The sequence below is a fragment of the Luteibacter sp. 9135 genome (genome assembly GCF_000745005.1).
In the GTDB taxonomy this organism is placed as follows: domain Bacteria; phylum Pseudomonadota; class Gammaproteobacteria; order Xanthomonadales; family Rhodanobacteraceae; genus Luteibacter.
Genome location: NZ_JQNB01000001.1, coordinates 3,798,949 through 3,815,058, shown reverse-complemented (window position 1 = coordinate 3,815,058; position 16,110 = coordinate 3,798,949). Strand labels below are relative to the sequence as shown.

Here is a 16,110-nt window from a genome sequence, read left to right as displayed (position 1 = left end):
AGGGGCACCCACAATGGGCGCCGCCCGACCGTTCAGGTCAGCCCATGCGATTGTGCGAGCGCATGACGCGCTGCTTGTCGATCGCCCATTCGCGTTCCTTGTCCGTGTTGCGCTTGTCGTGCTCCTGCTTGCCCTTGGCCAGGCCGATCTCGCACTTCACCTTGTTGTGCTTCCAGTACATCGCGGTGGGCACCAGGGTGTAGCCCTTGCGCTCGACGGCGCCAATAAGGCGGTCGATCTCCTCGCGGTGCAGCAGCAGCTTGCGCGTACGCCGGTCGTTGGCGATCACGTGGGTGGAGGCGCTGATCAGCGGCGGGATCTGGGCGCCGACGAGGAACACCTCGCCGTGCTGGATGATCGCGTAGCAGCCTTCACCGAAGTTGATCCGGCCGGCGCGCAGCGATTTCAGCTCCCAGCCTTCCAGGGCCATGCCGCACTCGAAGCGCTGGTCGATGTGATATTCGTGGCGCGCGCGCTTGTTCAGCGCGATCGTGCCGCCGCCTTCTTTTTCCGTGTCCTTCGGTTTCGCTTTTGCCATGTCCGCTAAAATCGGTCTATCGGGTCCCTGATACAAGGCCGGCGGGTCCGTTTGCCGGCACATAAGACGAGGTCAGCTAATGATTGAAATCCGCCGCAGTGCGATCGTTCCTTTCACACCGGGGCAGATGTTCGACCTGGTCAACGATGTGGAAGCATACCCAAAGCGCTTCGGGTGGTGTGACGCCGCCACCGTGATCGAGCGCGAGCCCGATGTGCTGGTGGCCCGCCTGGATCTCAAGCTGGCCGGCCTCAGGCAGAGCTTCACCACCCGTAACACCATGGTGCGTCCGGAAAGCCTCACCATGACATTCGTGGAAGGCCCGTTCCGCTCGCTCGATGGCCTGTTCACCTTCCAGGCACTGGGCGAGGTGGGTTGCAAGATCGCGCTGGCGCTGGACTTCGACTACGCGGGCCTGGGCGGCTCGGTGCTGAAGATGGGCTTCCAGCAGCTGGCCAACCGCATGGTGGACGATTTCTGCGACGAGGCCCGTCGCCAATATGGCTGAGCTTGCCGTGGAAGTGGCCTACGCCGGGCCGGAGGGGCAGGGCGTCGTGGCCCTTATCGTGCCGGCTGGCACATCGGCCTGGAAAGCGGTGACGATGGCCCTGCCACGGCTACCCGTGGGGCTGGTGCCGGATCCGGCGCGCCTGGGCATCTTTGCGAAGAAGGTAGCGCCCGAACGGCCGCTGGAAGCGGGCGACCGCGTGGAAATCTACCGGCCGTTGATCCTGGACCCGATGGAGGCCCGACGGCGCCGCGCGAAACGCGGCGCCTGATCCGGCCGGCAGGGTGCAGCCAGGGCTTACTTCTTGCCGTCGCCCGACGAGCCGCCGCCGAACACGCCACCGTCGTCCTTCTTGCTGTCGTCGGCGCTGGTGTTCTTGTCGCCCTGGGCGCCGCCCACGGGGTTGGCCTTGTACTTCTCCGAGTCCTTCAGCAGCTGCTGGGCATCCTGGGCGAAGAAATCGCCTTCGGTGCGGACCAGCGTGTCGTTGTTGAAGGTCAGGGTGAGGGTGCGGGTGGTCATCTTCTTGCCGCGATGCGAGAAGGTGGACACGTAATCCCAGCGATCTTGGTCGAACGGCGAGGTGACCGAGGGGGTGCCCAGCAGCACCAGGACCTGACGCTTGGTCATGCCGGGCTGCAGCTGATCGACGTTTTTCTTGTCGAGCAGGTTGCCCTGCTGCACGTCGGGGGTATAGACGAGGCCACAGCCCGCGATGGCGACTGCCATCATGGCCAAACCCAGCGTGCGAATGAGCTTATGCATGCGTAGTAACGTCCGGATCGTGAAGCCTGCGATGATACACTAAGCGCCTGACGGCACCGCGAGGGGGTCTTTATGGACCAGGAAACCAGGGAGCTCCGCAAGGCGGGTCTCAAAGTCACACATCCGCGCATGCGGATACTGCAGATCTTCGAAGAGGCGGACGAGCGCCACCTCACGGCCGAAGACATCTACAAGCGTCTGCTTGCGCACCAGGAGGACATCGGGCTTGCCACGGTGTATCGGGTGCTCACCCAGTTCGAAGCGGCCGGCATCGTCATGAAGCACAACTTCGAGGGTGGGCAGGCCGTCTACGAGCTGGACCGCGGCAAGCATCATGACCACATGATCGACGTTGACAGCGGAAAAGTGATCGAGTTCATCAGCGAGGAGATCGAGCGCCTCCAGCACGAGATCGCCGAGCGGCACGGCTACGTCATCGAGGACCACAGCCTGGTGCTGTACGTCAGGCCCAAGAAGAAGCGCTGAGCCCGCTTGCGTTAACCCCTCCCGGTCACCCCCGTCGCGCAAGCCACGGGGGTGATTGCGTTTGTGGGGCCTTGGGTGGTTCGGTATGGCCTGGGCTGGTTTCGCGGACATCGTCCGCTCCTACCGAGCGAGTCGCGCAGTGTCGGGCAGGGTGTGCCACGAAGGGCGAGGGCATGGCGAAAAACAAGCGCCCATAAAAACGCCGCCGGAGGACTCCTGTCCACCGGCGGCTTGATCCGCTTCGTCGTAGCACGCTAACCGCGAGTTGCTCGCTGGGTTGGCGCTTATCCACTTCGAACCGGCGAGGCTGACATCCTGTCGCCTCTTCAGGTCGATCGTCCCCACGACCGACCTGGGCTTACCGTCTCTCGACGGCAGCTCCCCCACATCGATGAGGAGATCGTAACGAAGTGTTCACTGACGTGATATCGGAAAATTTCCTATGTCCATTCCGATACTTGTGCTGCGGAGCAGCACGCGCAGATGCAATCCGAGCGGTTCGGGACGGATACGAAACAGGCCACCGAGCGCAGTGATGCGGTCGCTCATACCTTGCAGGCCGCGCCCGCCGCCGTCCGTGCGTGCCGGCTGGGGCGTGGCGGGCAATCCGGTGCCGTCGTCGCGGATATCCAGGATGGCGACGGGGCCGTGGTCGCGCAGCCCGATGCGCAGCCGAAGGGCCAGGCGGCTGGCGCCGGAGTGGCGTACGACATTGGTGGCGCTTTCCTGCACCACGCGGTAGATCGCGGTGAGGGTGTCTTCGTCGAGCAGCCGCGGCTCGCCACGCAGGTCGGTCACGTAGTGGATGCCGGCGGCGGTGAGCATGTCGCGGATGGGGCCTTCGTCCAGCGCGCGCAGCAGGCCAAATTCGTCCAGCACCGAGGGCCGTAGGCTGTCCAGCATCTTGTGCAGCGCCTTGCGCATGTGGCCGAGGATGCCGTTGATCGAGCGCCCGATGTCTTCCATGCCCGCGTTGCCCAGCCGGGCCTGGGCCAGCTTGAGGTGGGTCTGGATGGCGGTGAGGTTCTGCCCGAGTTCGTCGTGAAGCTCCGCGGCCATGTGACGGCGCAGGTTTTCTTCCGCTTGCAGGTTGCCGCGCGCCGCGTCGCGCAACTGGCGGGCCAGCTGGTCCAGGCGCTGATTGGCCGCGGCCAGGTGGGTGTTCTGCTGGGCCACGCGCTCGCTGCTGCGGCGCAGGGCATCGGTGGCGGCGCCGAGCATGAGCGTTCCCGTGCCGGCCACGGCCAGGAACAGGTGGGCTGCCGCCGTGGGTGCGCCGCGGCCGATCATGTCTTCGGTGACGTTGAGGCCCACGCTGGTGATCAGCATGGCCAGGCCGGCGCCGCGCCAGCCGTGCCGGAACGCGAAGAACAGCACGGGCGCCAGTGACAGGACCCGGGCGAACTGCGGCTGCGGCGAGTACTCGGCCAGCGTGATGAGGATGGCCAGCGACGGCAGCATGACCAGCAGGCCATCCAGCATCAGCTCCGCCATGGAGGCCTGCGTGGGGCGCTCCCGGAAGATGAGGATCATGACCGGGACGACCAGCAGCACGCCCAGGTAGTTGCCGAGCAGGTCGCTGCCGAAGGTGGTGCCGAGCATCTCGACCGGCGCGGCCGGATGCAGGGAGGCCATCATGGCGGCGTTGCCGGCGGTGGCCACCGTGGCGGTGACCATGGCGGAGAGCAGCAGGCGGGCGACATCTTCCGGGGTGCCCAGGCTGGCATGCAGGTGGGCGCGACGCAGCAGCCACAGGCAGGCGGCGACCATCAGCGGCTCGGGCGCGTCGCCGATGATGAAGCCGGCGCCACCGATCGGCAGGCCGCTGCGCCACTCGCAAAAGCTGCTGCCGGCGATCTCCGCGGGGAGTATCCAGAACCAGTTGCGGGTGCGGGTGAGCAGCAGCGCGCCGAAGCGGAGGCCGAAGGGCAGCACCCAGTAGGGCTGTTCGGTCGGCCAGAGCATGATCCACGCGGCCGCGTAGGCGAGCGCGATCAGGGGACCGATGAATCGGGAGGGTGCGTGTAATCGCATGGCCGAATGTTACACGGCGGATGCGGCTGCCCGACGCCCGGCGTCGCCCATACGCACGCGTCGGGTTTGCCTGTTACATTCTGCCCATGCCAAGAATCGCTCTTGTAGATGACCACGCCATCGTTCGTGAAGGTTTCAAGCGGCTCATCGAGCTCGAACCCGATCTGGATGTCGTCGCCGAAGCCCGCAACGCCGACGAGGCCGTGGATGCCGTGACCCAGCATCGCCCCGACCTGGTGGCGGTGGACCTGTCCCTGCCCGACGGCAGTGGCCTGCCCCTGATCGAGCACCTGGCCAGCATCGCGCCCACGATGAAGATCGTGGTGCTGAGCATGCACGACGGCGAGCCCTACGTGTCCGAGGCGCTGCGCCGTGGCGCGCGCGGCTACGTGACCAAGGGCGTGGCCCCGGAGGAACTGGTCGCCGCGGTGCGTTCGGTTTTGAGCGGCGAGCAATACCTCAGCTCGGACCTGCGTCAGCGCCGGTCGGGCCGGCCCTCGGCCGATCTGGACCCGTTCAGTCGGCTGACCGCCCGTGAGCGCGAAGTCTTCCTCTTGCTGGCAGCCGGACGCGCGCCGAAGCAGGTGGCGGCGGAGCTGGGTATCGGGCAGAAGACGATCTATATCCACCGCGCCGCGGTGATGAACAAGCTCAACGCCGGCTCGGAGCTCGATCTCTACCGCATGGCGCAGGAGCGCGGCCTGATCCGCGCGTGAGCCCGCCGCGCCTGAGCGCCTGAGCCCTGACCGGCGGGCGGCGTACCGGGTTACCCCTGGGCGCGGTCCAGCATCTTCTTCGCGGCGGCGCGGGTTTCCTTGGTGATTTCCACCCCGCCCAGCATGCGCGAGAGCTCGTCGCGGCGGCCGCCGGCATCCAGGGCGTGGATGCGTGTGCGGGTGGAATCGCCGTCGCTTTCCTTCGCCACGCGCAGGTGGGCATGGCCCTGCGCGGCCACCTGGGGCAGGTGGGTCACGCACAGCACCTGGACGTTCTCGCCCAGGGCGCGCAGCTTCTGCCCGACCACCTCGGCCACCGCGCCACCGATGCCGGTGTCCACTTCATCGAAGATCATGCAGCCGATGTTGTCGTTGCCCAGCGTGGCGACCTCGATGGCCAGGCTGATGCGCGCCAGCTCGCCGCCGGAGGCCACCTTGCGTAGCGGGCGGGGCGGCTGGCCGGGGTTGGCGCTGACCAGCAGTTCGCAGCGCTCGCGGCCCTGCGGATCGGGCTCGTCGCCCTCGGCCGGCTCCAGTGACACCACCAGGCGGCCGCCGCCCATGCCCAGTTCACCCATCAGCGTGGCGACCGTGGCGCCCAGCCGGCCGGCGGCTTCGCCGCGGGCGTCGGACAAGGCCCTGGCGGCGCTATCCCAGGCGGTGCGCAGGCGGTCGCGCTCGTGGGCCAGGCGGTCCAGCGCGTCGCCGGCGCCTTCCAGTTCGGCCAGGCGCTCCCGGATCTCCTCGGCCTTGGCCGTCAGTTCCTCGATCGGCAGCCGGTAGCGGCGGGCCAGGTCGTGTAGGTGGGTGAGGTGGGTATCCACCTCGGCCAGGCGCTCCGGGTCGAGCTCCACATCCTGGGCGTAGCGGCCGAGGCCGTCGACGGCTTCGCCGACCTGGATCTGCGCGCTGTCGAGCAATTCGAGCGTGGGCACCAGCGAGGCATCCAGTTCCGCAAGCCGGGAAACCTCGGCATGGGCGCGGAGCAGGGCGCGCCCGACCGCGAACTCGCTTTCGCCATCGAGGATCTCGACCACGCCGTTGGCGCCCTCGGCCAGCCGGCCGGCGTTGGCGAGGCGGCGGTGCTGGGCTTCCAGGTCGTCCAGGGCGGCCGGCGCCAGGGCCCAGCGGTCCAGTTCTTCCAGCTCGTGGGCCAGCAGTTCGATCTGGCGTTCGCGGTCGTCGCCGCCGGACAGGGTGCGGATGCGGGCCACGGCGTCGCGCCAGGCTTTCGCGGTGTCGCGCACGCTCGCCAGGCGGGCCTCGTTGCCCGCGTAGGCATCCAGCAGGGCCATCTGGTGCTGGCGCGAGAGCAGCGCCTGGTGCTCGTGTTGGCCGTGGATCTCCACGATCCGCGAGGCCAGTGCGGACATCTGCGCCAGGCTGGCCGGGCGACCGTTGATCCAGCCGCGCGAGCTGCCCTCGGTGCGGATCACGCGGCGCAGCCGGCAGGTCTCGCCGTCGTCCAGTTCCTCCTGGCGCAGCCACTCGGTGGCTTCGGGCAGGCCGGCCAGGTCGAATTCGGCGGCTAGTTCGGCGCGGTCGCTGCCGGCCCGGACCATGCCGCTGTCGGCGCGGGCGCCGGCCAGTAGCATCAGTGCGTCGACCAGCAGGGACTTGCCCGCGCCGGTTTCGCCGCTGACCACGGTGAGGCCGGGACCGAAGGCGATCTCGGCTTCTTCGACGACGGCGAACTGGCGGACGTAGAGCGAGGTGAGCATGGCGACCGTGCGGCGAAGGGAATCGCGCCGATTGTAGCGGCAGGCGCGTCGCAGAAGCCGAGACTTGCAAGCAGAGCGGCGAGACCTTATTGATAGCGCCACGTTCCACCCCTTTTCCACACCAGTCAGGCGCATGAATCCGTTCTCCGGTCACGACATCGATGCTCGCGCGCGCCGGCTGCTGCGGACCCTCATCTCGCAATACCTGTCCGATGGGGAGCCGGTCGGCTCACGCACGCTGGCGCGATCGTCCGGCCTGGAAGTCAGCCCGGCCACCATCCGCAACATCATGGCCGACCTGGAAGACGCCGGGCTGGTGGCCTCGCCCCACACCTCGGCGGGGCGCATTCCCACCCCGCGCGGCCTGCGCCTGTTCGTCGACAGCCTGCTGGAGCTGAAACCGCTGCCGCGCGACGAGATGGCCCGCCTGCAGGGCAGCCTGCCGCCGCACCAGACCACCACGCGCGACCTGCTGGGCAACGTGTCCCACCTGCTTTCCGCGATGACCCGGTTCGCCGGCGTGGTCACGGTGCCGCGGCAGGGCGACTTCCCGCTGCGCCACATCGATTTCGTCAGCCTGCCCGACGCGCGCGTCCTCGTGATCCTGGTCTTCTCGGACAACCAGGTGCAAAACCGGGTGGTCCAGCTGGCCAAGCCGCTGGATGCCACCGAGCTGGAACAGGCGGCCAACTACCTCAATGCGCAGTTCGCCGGCTTCCGCCTGGCGGACATACGTGCCCACCTCGCCACCGAGTTGCGCGAGGCCGGGGGTGAACTGAATCGCCTGCTATCCGGTGTGGTGGAATTGGCCACCGCCTCGTTTACGCCCGTGGACGACGCCGACGACGTGCTGGTCAGCGGTCAGACCAACCTCATGGGCTACTCGGAACTGGCCGACATCGAACGGCTCCGCGACCTCTTCGACGCCTTTCAGCAGAAGCGCGACCTGCTCCAGCTGATGGAAATGTGCGTCCAGGCCCCCGGCGTGCGCCTTTTCATCGGCGAGGAATCGGGCTTCGCGGCCCTGGACGGCTGCAGCATCGTCACCGCCACCTACGGCACCCCCGGCCGCATGCTGGGCGCGATCGGCGTCATCGGACCGACCCGCATGGCCTACGAGCGGGTGATCCCCGTGGTACAGGCCACGGCCGCGCTGCTCAGTGACGCCTTGAATCGCGCCGCGGCGACCTCATAAACCGGCACGGGAGGCGGGTTTGGTAATTCCCGCGAATGTTCGGCCCCGCGTCACCGCGGGGCCGGTGAGCTGACATTTGGAGTAATCATGCAAAACAACGATCCCCACGCGCCCGATCCGGCGCAGGACGGCGGTGTCGCCGAGAACGGCGCACAGGCCGAGCTCGATGCGCTGAACGCCCAGCTTTCCGCGATGGAAGTCGAGCTGGCACAAGCCCGCGAGACGGTCCTGCGCGAAAAGGCGGAGATCGAGAACCAGCGCCGGCGCATGCAGCGCGACCTCGACCAGGCGCGTCGCTTCGCCAACGAGAAGCTGCTGGGCGACCTGCTGCCGGTCTACGACGGCATCGCGCTCGGCCTGGCCAACCAGTCGGCCGATGCGAAGACACTGCGCGAGGGACTGGAAATGTCACTCAAGCAGCTGGAAAAGGTGACCCAGGCCAACGGCCTGTCGGTGGTCGATCCACTGCACCAGCCGTTCAACCCGGAGCACCATCAGGCGATCAGCTCGGTCGAGTCGAACGAGCACGCGCCCAACACGGTGGTGGCGGTGGTGCAGAAGGGGTTCGTGCTGAACGATCGCCTGCTGCGCCCGGCGTTGGTCGCCGTGGTTCGCGATAACTGATACCGAAGATATTGAATCGATGGGGGTTACCCCCATTTTCCACACCAGTCGCGGCCGCGGGGGCCGCTTAGATATAAACGGAGCAACTTCAATGGCCAAGATCATCGGCATCGACCTCGGTACGACCAACTCCTGCGTGGCAGTGATGGAAGGGTCGACCGCGCGTGTCATCGAGAACGCCGAGGGCGATCGCACCACGCCGTCCATCGTCGCCTTCACCAAGGACAACGAAGTCCTGGTGGGTGCGCCGGCCAAGCGTCAGAGCGTCACCAATCCCAAGAACACCTTCTACGCGGTGAAGCGCCTCATCGGCCGCAAGTTCACCGACGCGGAAGTGCAGAAGGACCTCAAGCTGGTCCCCTACGGCATCGTCGCGCATGACAACGGCGACGCCTGGGTGCAGACCGCCGACGGCAAGAAGATGGCCCCGCAGGAAGTGTCCGCGAAGGTCCTCATGAAGATGAAGAAGACCGCCGAGGACTTCCTGGGCGAGGCCGTCACCGAGGCCGTCATCACCGTGCCGGCCTACTTCAACGACAGCCAGCGCCAGGCCACCAAGGACGCGGGCAAGATCGCGGGCCTCGAGGTCAAGCGCATCATCAACGAGCCGACCGCGGCCGCGCTGGCCTATGGCCTGGACAAGACGTCCGCGAAGGATCGCAAGATCGCCGTGTACGACCTGGGCGGCGGCACGTTCGACGTCTCGATCATCGAGATCGCCAACGTCGACGGCGAGAAGCAGTTCGAAGTGCTCTCGACCAACGGCAACACGTTCCTGGGTGGCGAAGACTTCGACAATCGCGTCATCGACTACCTGGTGGAAGAGTTCAAGAAGGAGCAGGGCATCGACCTGCGCCAGGACCAGCTGGCCCTGCAGCGCCTGAAGGACGCCGCCGAGCGTGCCAAGATCGAACTGTCCTCGGCTCACCAGACCGACGTGAACCTGCCGTACGTCACCGCCGACGCTACCGGCCCGAAGCACCTGAACATCAAGCTGACCCGTGCCAAGCTCGAGTCGCTGGTGGAAGACCTGGTCAAGGGCACCATCGACCCGTGCCGCACCGCGCTGAACGATGCCGGCCTGAAAATCTCCGACATCGACGAAGTGATCCTCGTCGGCGGCCAGACCCGCATGCCCAAGGTCCAGGAAGCCGTGAAGGACTTCTTCGGCAAGGAAGCGCGCAAGGACGTCAACCCGGATGAGGCCGTCGCCGTCGGCGCCGCCATCCAGGGCGGCGTGCTGGGCGGTACCGTCAAGGACGTGCTGCTGCTCGACGTCACCCCGCTGTCGCTCGGTATCGAGACGATGGGTGGCGTGATGACCAAGCTGATCGAGAAGAACACCACGGTGCCGACCAAGGCCTCGCAGACCTTCTCCACCGCCGAGGACAACCAGAACGCCGTGACCGTGCACGTGCTGCAGGGCGAGCGCGAGCGGGCCAACGCGAACAAGTCGCTGGGCAAGTTCGATCTTTCCGGCATCCGCTCGGCGCCGCGCGGCACCCCGCAGATCGAAGTGACCTTCGACATCGACGCCAACGGCATCCTGCATGTGTCCGCCAAGGACAAGGACACCGGCAAGGAACAGAAGATCGAGATCAAGGCCGGTTCGGGCCTGTCCGACGAGGAAGTGGCACGCATGGTCGCCGACGCGGAAGCCAACCGCGAAGAGGACCGCAAGTTCCACGACCTGGTGCAGGTGCGCAACAAGGGCGACCAGCTCGTCCACGCCACGCGCAGCCAGCTGAAGGAGCACGGCGGCAAGATCCCGGCCGAGCAGTTGGCCAGCATCGACGGTGCGGTCTCCGAGCTGGAGAAGGCGCTGTCTGGTGAGGACAAGGACGCCATCGAGTCGAAGATCGCCAACCTCGAGCAGGTCGCGCAGGCCCTGGCCGCCGCGGCGCAGTCGTCGGGTGGCACGCAGGACACCGCGCAGCAGTCGGCACCGGGCGGCGGTTCGGCCCAGCCGGACGACGTGGTGGACGCCGAGTTCACCGAGGTCAAGGACGAGAAGAAGTAATTCGTCCCCACAAGGCAACGGCGTGCCGCGGGTTCCATACCTGCGGCACGCTATCGGTTAACCGGCACGATCGCGTCGAAGGGCAACCTCTCGGCGCGTTCGTCCGTCCAGGGAAAGCAAGCGTGCCATGAGCAGCAAGCGCGACTACTACGAAATCCTCGGTGTCGAACGCACCGTCACTGACGGCGAACTCAAGACGACCTTTCGTCGCGTCGCGATGAAGTACCATCCCGACCGCAATCCGGACGACCCGGCGGCGATCGACAAATTCAAGGAAGCCAAGGAAGCCTACGACGTGCTGTCGGATGCGCAGAAGCGCGCCGCGTACGATCAGTACGGCCATGCCGCCTTCGAGGGCGGCGGCTTCGGTCGTGGCGGCGGCGGTGGAGGCTTCGGCGACGTCGGCGACATCTTCGGTGACATCTTCGGCGACATCTTCGGTGGTGGCGGTGGCCGCCAGCGCGCGCGCCGCGGTGCCGACCTGCGCTACATGATGGACCTGGATCTCGAAGAGGCCGTGTTCGGCGTCGAGAAGAAGATCGAGATCCCGACCCAGGTCAATTGCCACCACTGCAACGGCAGCGGCTCGGAAGACGGCAAGGTGTCCAAGTGCGGTACCTGCGCCGGCCACGGCCGCGTGCGCATGCAGAACGGCATCTTCTCCATCCAGCAGGCCTGCCCGACCTGCCACGGTACCGGACAGAAGATCGACAAGCCCTGCAAGAAGTGCCACGGCGAAGGGCGGCTGGAGGAACAGCGCGCGCTGTCCGTGCAGATTCCGGCGGGCGTCGACAACGGCGACCGCATCCGACTGACGGGCCAGGGCGAAGCCGGTCCCGCCGGTTCGCCGGCCGGCGACCTGTACGTGGAAGTGCGGGTGCGCGAGCACGCCATCTTCCAGCGCGACGGCAGCGACCTTTACTGCGAGGTGCCGATCCGTTTCGCGCAGGCCGCGCTGGGCACGGAGCTGATGGTGCCGACGCTGGAGGGCGAGATCGCGGTCAGCGTGCCACCCGAGACCCAGACCGGGCACCAGTTCCGCATGCGCGGCCGCGGCGTGAAGTCGGTTCGCGGCGGGCGCACGGGTGACCTGGTCTGCACCGTCGTGGTGGAGACGCCGGTACGCCTGACCAAGGAACAGCGCGAACTGCTCACGCAGCTCGAGGCCACGTTCGTCGGCGAGGAAGCCGCCAAGCACACGCCGCGTTCCACCACGTTCATCGACGGCGTCAAGGACTTCTGGTCGAAGGTCACCTCGTAAGCCGGACGGCCATCCACTAGCATGGCCGTCCGTTCATCGCCGAGGTTCCGCCCCATGACCCGTCCCGTCCGTCTCGCCATCAGCGGCGCCTCCGGCCGTATGGGCTCCGCCTTGCTCGGCCTGGTGCGCGAGGATGCGCGTTTCGACGCCGTGCGGGCGGTGGTGTCGTCGGCCTCGCCGCGCCTGGGCAAGGCCGCCTACGGCGACGTCTCCGCCCTGCGTTTCAGCGCCTGGGCCGGCGCCGCCGACATCGACGTGGTGGTGGATTTCAGCGGCCCGGAAGGCTTGGCCGCTGCGCTGGACTACTGCGAGGCGAGCGGCGCCTCGCTGGTCACCGGCAGCACCGGCCTCGGGCCCGCCCTCAGCGAGCGCCTGATCCGTGCCACCGAGCGCATCGCCGTGCTGCATGCGGCCAACTTCAGCCTGGGCGTCGCGGTGCTGACTCGCCTGCTGCGCGAAGCCGCCGCCGCCTTGCCCGGCTGGGACCTGGACATCGTCGAGGCGCACCACAACCGCAAGGAAGACGCACCGTCCGGTACGGCGCTGGCGCTCGGCCACGCCGCGGCCGCCGGTCGCGGCGCCACGCTGGATGAATTGGCCGTCTATACGCGCGAGGGGCGTCCGGGTGCGCGTCAGGCCGGCACGATCGGGTTCGCGGTGGTGCGTGGCGGTGACATCGTCGGCGAACACCAGGCGTTGCTGATGGGGCAGGGCGAGCGGATCGAGCTTGCGCATCGGGCGACGGATCGATCGATCTTCGCACGCGGGGCGCTGGAAGCCGCTGCGTGGATGGCGGGGCGTGCGCCGGGTGGGTGGACGATCGAGGATGTGATCGGGACGCGGGTTTGATGGGGGAGGGGTGAGGCGATCTGGTTTTTTCGCCCACATCGTGGGCTCCTACGGCGGTGGGGTTGGGGGTGGCTGCGGGGCGTGGTAGGATTCCGCCCGAAGTCATTGGGGAGTAGCCATCTCCGTACCCAGGAGAGTTCGCGTCAACACACTTGGTGGCCTCGGCCCCATGGCGCGAACGGCAGCAGCGTAGGAGAGTACGCTGCCCGTCCGGCGAGACCTTTGGCCAGCGACATGCTTACCCGGGCCGGGCGAGCGGTGTCGTTGAGCCATCGGTATGTTCTCGCTCGCTCGGCCTTAGATTATCCATGCTGCTGACATGCTTCCTGTTCCTGGTTTCCGCCGGGGCCATCTATTTCGCGTGCGAATACTTCGTCAACGGCGTCGAGTGGTTCGGGCGCAAGCTCAACCTCGGCGCCACCGCCACCGGCACGGTGCTTGCCGCCTTCGGCACGGCACTTCCCGAAAGCGCGGTCACCTTCGTCGCCGTGATGTTCGGCAAGACACCCGAAGCGAAGGATATCGGCGTGGGCGCCGCGCTCGGCGGCCCCCTGGTCCTGGCCACGATCGCCTATGCGGTCGTCGGCTTCGCGCTGTATGCGGGTCGCAAGCGGTTGAACCGACCGGACCTGCGGGTACGCGTCGACAACCAGCGCCTGGCGCGCGACCAGTCCTGGTTCCTGGCCATCTTCATCGTCAAGGTGGGCCTGGGCCTCGTGGCCTTCGCCTGGAAGCCCTGGCTGGGTGTGCTGTTCCTGCTGGCCTACGTGGCCTACGTGTGGCGTGAGATGCGCGACGACACTACGGCACCGGAAGAGGAGGCGCTGGAACCGCTGACCTTCCGTCCGCGCGACGCCAATCCGTCGATGGGCTGGGTGGCGTTGCAGACGGGCCTGGCCCTGCTCGTCATCGCCATCGCCTCGCGCACCTTCGTCTGGCAGCTTGAGGCCTTCGGTGACTTCTTCCAGCTATCGCCGCATATCGTGGCGCTGGTGCTCAGTCCGGTGGCCACCGAGCTGCCCGAGACCGTCAACGCGCTGATCTGGGTACGCCAGGGCAAGGAGCGGCTGGCCCTGGCCAACATCTCCGGCGCCATGATGATCCAGGCGACCATTCCCAGTTCACTCGCGCTGTTCGCCACGCCGTGGCTGTTCGATACGCCGCTGATCGTGGCCGGTGCGATCACCATGGTCGCGGTGGTGGCGCTGTGGGCGATGTTCCGGCGCGGCTCCGTGGAGGCGCGCTGGCTGATGCCGATCGGCGCGCTCTACGGCGTGTTCGCCATCTTCGTCGGCTGGTGGTTCGGGGTGCGCTAGTCCGGGTGCGAGGCGTTGCGATCCCGGTCCGCGCCCATCTTGCGGTCCAGCTTGCCGAAGATCTTCTTGAACACCCGCGAGAACTTGCCACGCTTGGTCTTGCGGGCCTTCTCTTCTTCCGAGGTGAGCCAGGCCACCTGGATCACCCGGCGCTCGCCCTCGTAGGGCAGGTGGCCGTGGAAGGAATTCTCAGCCCGGCGGAACACCGCGAACTCGCCGTAGAGCGGCTTCAGCTCGGGCGCCACGATATCGTCGATGTCGTTGATCGATCGCAGGAAGCGCAGGCAGCCGTCGCTGGTGTCGGGCCACATCGGATTCAGGTAGATCAGCGCGGTGGCGATCTTGGACTTGCTGTCGGTGTGGATGGTGCCGTGCCGGCGGTTGAGCAGGCGGCATAGCGTGACCAGCGTGGGGTAGGTCTCCAGCCCGGGAATGCCCAAGTGGCGGCCGATGGCGGCCGAGAAGGCGCGCGACGTCATCTGTTCGACCAGTTCGTTCACCGACGGGCCGCAATCGCTGGCGTCGTACGGGAAGAACCCCGCGCTGGTGTATTGCGGGAAATCACGCTCCAGTTCCGACCGGCACTCGTCCGGCAGCTGGCCGTGGGCGATCATGAACGAAAAGGGCTCGTGCCGGATGTCGGTGTCCGGACGTTCCAGGCGGGCGGGATCGAGCAGCATGCGACGGTTCTCGGGTGGTCTGGCTCGTCGCCATTGTATCGCGTCGGACCGGCGTCCCAGCGATATTCCGCCGCGCCGCCGTTCATGCATCCCGGGTGGACAAAAGCGGCCTTCACACCTATCATTCTTACCCGCCCAGCGATCCCTTATCCCCAAGGCCCACGAGCCGCTCAATGCAGGCTTGCGGGCTTTGCTGCACCCGAAGGCGGCCATCCCATGCGTACACCTGCTCTGCTTGCTCTCGAAGACGGCAGCATTTTTCACGGCCATGCGGTCGGTGCTCGCGGTGAGACGATTGGTGAGGTGGTGTTCAACACCGCCATGACCGGTTATCAGGAAATCCTGACCGACCCCTCGTACTCCCGCCAGATCGTCACGCTCACCTATCCGCACATCGGTAACACCGGCACCAACGAGGTGGACGTCGAGTCCGACCGCGTCCACGCCGCCGGCCTGATCGTGCGCGACGTGCCGCGCCTGGCCAGCAACTGGCGCAGCGTCGAGCCCCTGCCGCAGTATCTTGCGCGCCACGGCATCGTCGCCATCGCCGGTATCGACACACGTCGCCTCACCCGCATCCTCCGCGAGAAGGGCGCGCTGGGCGGCTGCATCGTCGCCGGCGACGCGATCGACGCCGATGCGGCGGTGGCCAAGGCACGTGGCTTCGAAGGCCTGAACGGCATGGACCTGGCCAAGGTGGTCAGTACCACCGCGACCTACCAGTGGTCCGAGGGCGTCTACGACCTCGACAAGCAGGCGTTCCACAACGTGCCCAAGACGTTCAAGGTCGTGGCCTACGACTTCGGCGTGAAGCAGAACATCCTGCGCCTGCTCGCCGGTCGCGGCGTCGAGATCACAGTGGTGCCGGCGCAGACGCCCGCGTCGGACGTGCTGGCGATGAATCCGGACGGCGTGTTCCTGGCCAACGGCCCGGGCGATCCGGCCGCCTGCGACTACGCGATCGAAGCGACACGGCAGATCCTCGACACGAAGATCCCGCTGTTCGGCATCTGCCTGGGCCACCAGATCCTGGCCCTGGCGGTGGGCGCGAAGACGCTGAAGATGAAGTTCGGCCACCACGGCGCCAACCACCCGGTAAAGGACCACGACACCGGCCGCGTGCTGATCAGCTCGCAGAACCACGGCTTCGCGGTGGACCCCGCCACGCTGCCGGCCAACGTGCGGATCACGCACACCTCGCTGTTCGACGGGTCGCTGCAGGGCTTCGCGCTCACCGACCGGCCGGCCTTCTGCTTCCAGGGTCATCCGGAAGCCAGCCCGGGCCCCGAAGACGTCGGCTACCTGTTCGACACGTTCATCGCCTCGATGGAAGAGCACCGGGCCAAGCGCGCGTAACCACGCGCCGCGCTGTCCCCGATCCCCTCATCCATCCGCTT

16 protein-coding genes and 1 riboswitch are annotated in these 16,110 nt (G+C 67.1%); of the genes, 11 read left to right on the top strand and 5 right to left on the bottom strand.

Annotated features, from left to right (window positions below):
- Positions 1-37: 37 nt before the first annotated feature.
- A complete protein-coding gene (gene smpB, locus FA89_RS15985) occupies positions 38-538 on the bottom strand; it encodes an SsrA-binding protein SmpB (protein WP_036112483.1) in 501 nt (166 codons plus the stop codon).
- A 79-nt stretch (positions 539-617) separates the two neighbouring features.
- Between smpB and FA89_RS15980 the strand changes: the two genes are divergently transcribed.
- Positions 618-1,046, top strand: coding sequence for a type II toxin-antitoxin system RatA family toxin (locus tag FA89_RS15980; protein WP_036142110.1), 429 nt, complete (start codon positions 618-620; stop codon positions 1,044-1,046).
- Positions 1,039-1,317, top strand: coding sequence for an RnfH family protein (locus FA89_RS15975; RefSeq protein WP_036142106.1), 279 nt, complete (start codon positions 1,039-1,041; stop codon positions 1,315-1,317). Before FA89_RS15980 ends, FA89_RS15975 begins: the two co-directional genes overlap by 8 nt.
- A gap of 26 nt (positions 1,318-1,343) precedes the next feature.
- Here FA89_RS15975 and FA89_RS15970 read toward each other — a convergent pair whose 3' ends face one another.
- Positions 1,344-1,811, bottom strand: a complete 468-nt coding sequence (locus FA89_RS15970) for an outer membrane protein assembly factor BamE (protein ID WP_036142103.1) — start codon at positions 1,809-1,811, stop codon at positions 1,344-1,346.
- A 72-nt stretch (positions 1,812-1,883) separates the two neighbouring features.
- On the opposite strand from FA89_RS15970, the gene fur reads away from it, so the two are divergent.
- Complete coding sequence (gene fur, locus FA89_RS15965) at positions 1,884-2,297, top strand: ferric iron uptake transcriptional regulator (protein ID WP_036142099.1); 414 nt, start codon at positions 1,884-1,886, stop codon at positions 2,295-2,297.
- Between the two features lie 414 nt (positions 2,298-2,711).
- Here the strand turns inward: fur and FA89_RS15960 are convergent, their stop codons facing one another.
- Positions 2,712-4,331: an MASE1 domain-containing sensor histidine kinase gene (locus FA89_RS15960; protein WP_036142096.1), complete on the bottom strand. Its 1,620-nt coding sequence runs from the start codon at positions 4,329-4,331 to the stop codon at positions 2,712-2,714.
- Positions 4,332-4,417: 86 nt separating this feature from the next.
- Between FA89_RS15960 and FA89_RS15955 the strand changes: the two genes are divergently transcribed.
- Entirely contained in the window at positions 4,418-5,047 is a 630-nt protein-coding gene (locus FA89_RS15955; protein WP_036142093.1) for a response regulator transcription factor, read from the top strand.
- 50 nt (positions 5,048-5,097) lie between these two features.
- Here FA89_RS15955 and recN read toward each other — a convergent pair whose 3' ends face one another.
- On the bottom strand, positions 5,098-6,768 hold the full coding sequence (recN, locus tag FA89_RS15950) for a DNA repair protein RecN (protein WP_036142090.1): 1,671 nt from the start codon (positions 6,766-6,768) through the stop codon (positions 5,098-5,100).
- A gap of 133 nt (positions 6,769-6,901) precedes the next feature.
- Here recN and hrcA point away from each other — a divergent pair, with 133 nt between their 5' ends.
- From hrcA to FA89_RS15920, 6 genes are all read left to right on the top strand, one after another.
- Entirely contained in the window at positions 6,902-7,963 is a 1,062-nt protein-coding gene (gene hrcA / locus FA89_RS15945) for a heat-inducible transcriptional repressor HrcA (RefSeq protein ID WP_036142088.1), read from the top strand.
- Between the two features lie 87 nt (positions 7,964-8,050).
- Positions 8,051-8,587, top strand: coding sequence for a nucleotide exchange factor GrpE (gene grpE, locus FA89_RS15940; RefSeq protein WP_036142085.1), 537 nt, complete (start codon positions 8,051-8,053; stop codon positions 8,585-8,587).
- Positions 8,588-8,678: 91 nt separating this feature from the next.
- Positions 8,679-10,607 (top strand): molecular chaperone DnaK, encoded by a 1,929-nt coding sequence (gene dnaK, locus FA89_RS15935; RefSeq protein WP_036142082.1) that lies wholly within the window; start codon positions 8,679-8,681, stop codon positions 10,605-10,607.
- Between the two features lie 127 nt (positions 10,608-10,734).
- Positions 10,735-11,868, top strand: coding sequence for a molecular chaperone DnaJ (gene dnaJ / locus FA89_RS15930; RefSeq protein ID WP_036142079.1), 1,134 nt, complete (start codon positions 10,735-10,737; stop codon positions 11,866-11,868).
- Between the two features lie 54 nt (positions 11,869-11,922).
- A complete protein-coding gene (gene dapB / locus FA89_RS15925) occupies positions 11,923-12,717 on the top strand; it encodes a 4-hydroxy-tetrahydrodipicolinate reductase (RefSeq protein ID WP_036142076.1) in 795 nt (264 codons plus the stop codon).
- A 95-nt stretch (positions 12,718-12,812) separates the two neighbouring features.
- Positions 12,813-13,006, top strand: a riboswitch (yybP-ykoY riboswitch).
- A 19-nt stretch (positions 13,007-13,025) separates the two neighbouring features.
- Positions 13,026-14,033, top strand: a complete 1,008-nt coding sequence (locus FA89_RS15920; protein ID WP_036142073.1) for a sodium:calcium antiporter — start codon at positions 13,026-13,028, stop codon at positions 14,031-14,033.
- On the opposite strand, the gene FA89_RS15915 is transcribed toward FA89_RS15920, so the two are convergent.
- The gene (locus FA89_RS15915; RefSeq protein ID WP_036142070.1) at positions 14,030-14,713 is read right to left on the bottom strand and encodes a 2OG-Fe(II) oxygenase family protein; all 684 of its coding nucleotides are present in this window, start codon (positions 14,711-14,713) and stop codon (positions 14,030-14,032) included. The genes FA89_RS15920 and FA89_RS15915 overlap by 4 nt on opposite strands.
- A gap of 216 nt (positions 14,714-14,929) precedes the next feature.
- On the opposite strand from FA89_RS15915, the gene carA reads away from it, so the two are divergent.
- Positions 14,930-16,069: a glutamine-hydrolyzing carbamoyl-phosphate synthase small subunit gene (gene carA, locus FA89_RS15910; RefSeq protein WP_036142067.1), complete on the top strand. Its 1,140-nt coding sequence runs from the start codon at positions 14,930-14,932 to the stop codon at positions 16,067-16,069.
- Positions 16,070-16,110: the final 41 nt, after the last annotated feature.

What these genes read in the sequence shown, in the direction of transcription:
- smpB (WP_036112483.1), bottom strand. Translation starts at nt 538, where the DNA reads ATGGCAAAAGCGAAACCGAAGGACACGGAAAAAGAAGGCGGCGGCACG.
- FA89_RS15980 (WP_036142110.1), top strand. Translation starts at nt 618, where the DNA reads ATGATTGAAATCCGCCGCAGTGCGATCGTTCCTTTCACACCGGGGCAG.
- FA89_RS15975 (WP_036142106.1), top strand. Translation starts at nt 1,039, where the DNA reads ATGGCTGAGCTTGCCGTGGAAGTGGCCTACGCCGGGCCGGAGGGGCAG.
- FA89_RS15970 (WP_036142103.1), bottom strand. Translation starts at nt 1,811, where the DNA reads ATGCATAAGCTCATTCGCACGCTGGGTTTGGCCATGATGGCAGTCGCC.
- fur (WP_036142099.1), top strand. Translation starts at nt 1,884, where the DNA reads ATGGACCAGGAAACCAGGGAGCTCCGCAAGGCGGGTCTCAAAGTCACA.
- FA89_RS15960 (WP_036142096.1), bottom strand. Translation starts at nt 4,331, where the DNA reads ATGCGATTACACGCACCCTCCCGATTCATCGGTCCCCTGATCGCGCTC.
- FA89_RS15955 (WP_036142093.1), top strand. Translation starts at nt 4,418, where the DNA reads ATGCCAAGAATCGCTCTTGTAGATGACCACGCCATCGTTCGTGAAGGT.
- recN (WP_036142090.1), bottom strand. Translation starts at nt 6,768, where the DNA reads ATGCTCACCTCGCTCTACGTCCGCCAGTTCGCCGTCGTCGAAGAAGCC.
- hrcA (WP_036142088.1), top strand. Translation starts at nt 6,902, where the DNA reads ATGAATCCGTTCTCCGGTCACGACATCGATGCTCGCGCGCGCCGGCTG.
- grpE (WP_036142085.1), top strand. Translation starts at nt 8,051, where the DNA reads ATGCAAAACAACGATCCCCACGCGCCCGATCCGGCGCAGGACGGCGGT.
- dnaK (WP_036142082.1), top strand. Translation starts at nt 8,679, where the DNA reads ATGGCCAAGATCATCGGCATCGACCTCGGTACGACCAACTCCTGCGTG.
- dnaJ (WP_036142079.1), top strand. Translation starts at nt 10,735, where the DNA reads ATGAGCAGCAAGCGCGACTACTACGAAATCCTCGGTGTCGAACGCACC.
- dapB (WP_036142076.1), top strand. Translation starts at nt 11,923, where the DNA reads ATGACCCGTCCCGTCCGTCTCGCCATCAGCGGCGCCTCCGGCCGTATG.
- FA89_RS15920 (WP_036142073.1), top strand. Translation starts at nt 13,026, where the DNA reads ATGCTGCTGACATGCTTCCTGTTCCTGGTTTCCGCCGGGGCCATCTAT.
- FA89_RS15915 (WP_036142070.1), bottom strand. Translation starts at nt 14,713, where the DNA reads ATGCTGCTCGATCCCGCCCGCCTGGAACGTCCGGACACCGACATCCGG.
- carA (WP_036142067.1), top strand. Translation starts at nt 14,930, where the DNA reads ATGCGTACACCTGCTCTGCTTGCTCTCGAAGACGGCAGCATTTTTCAC.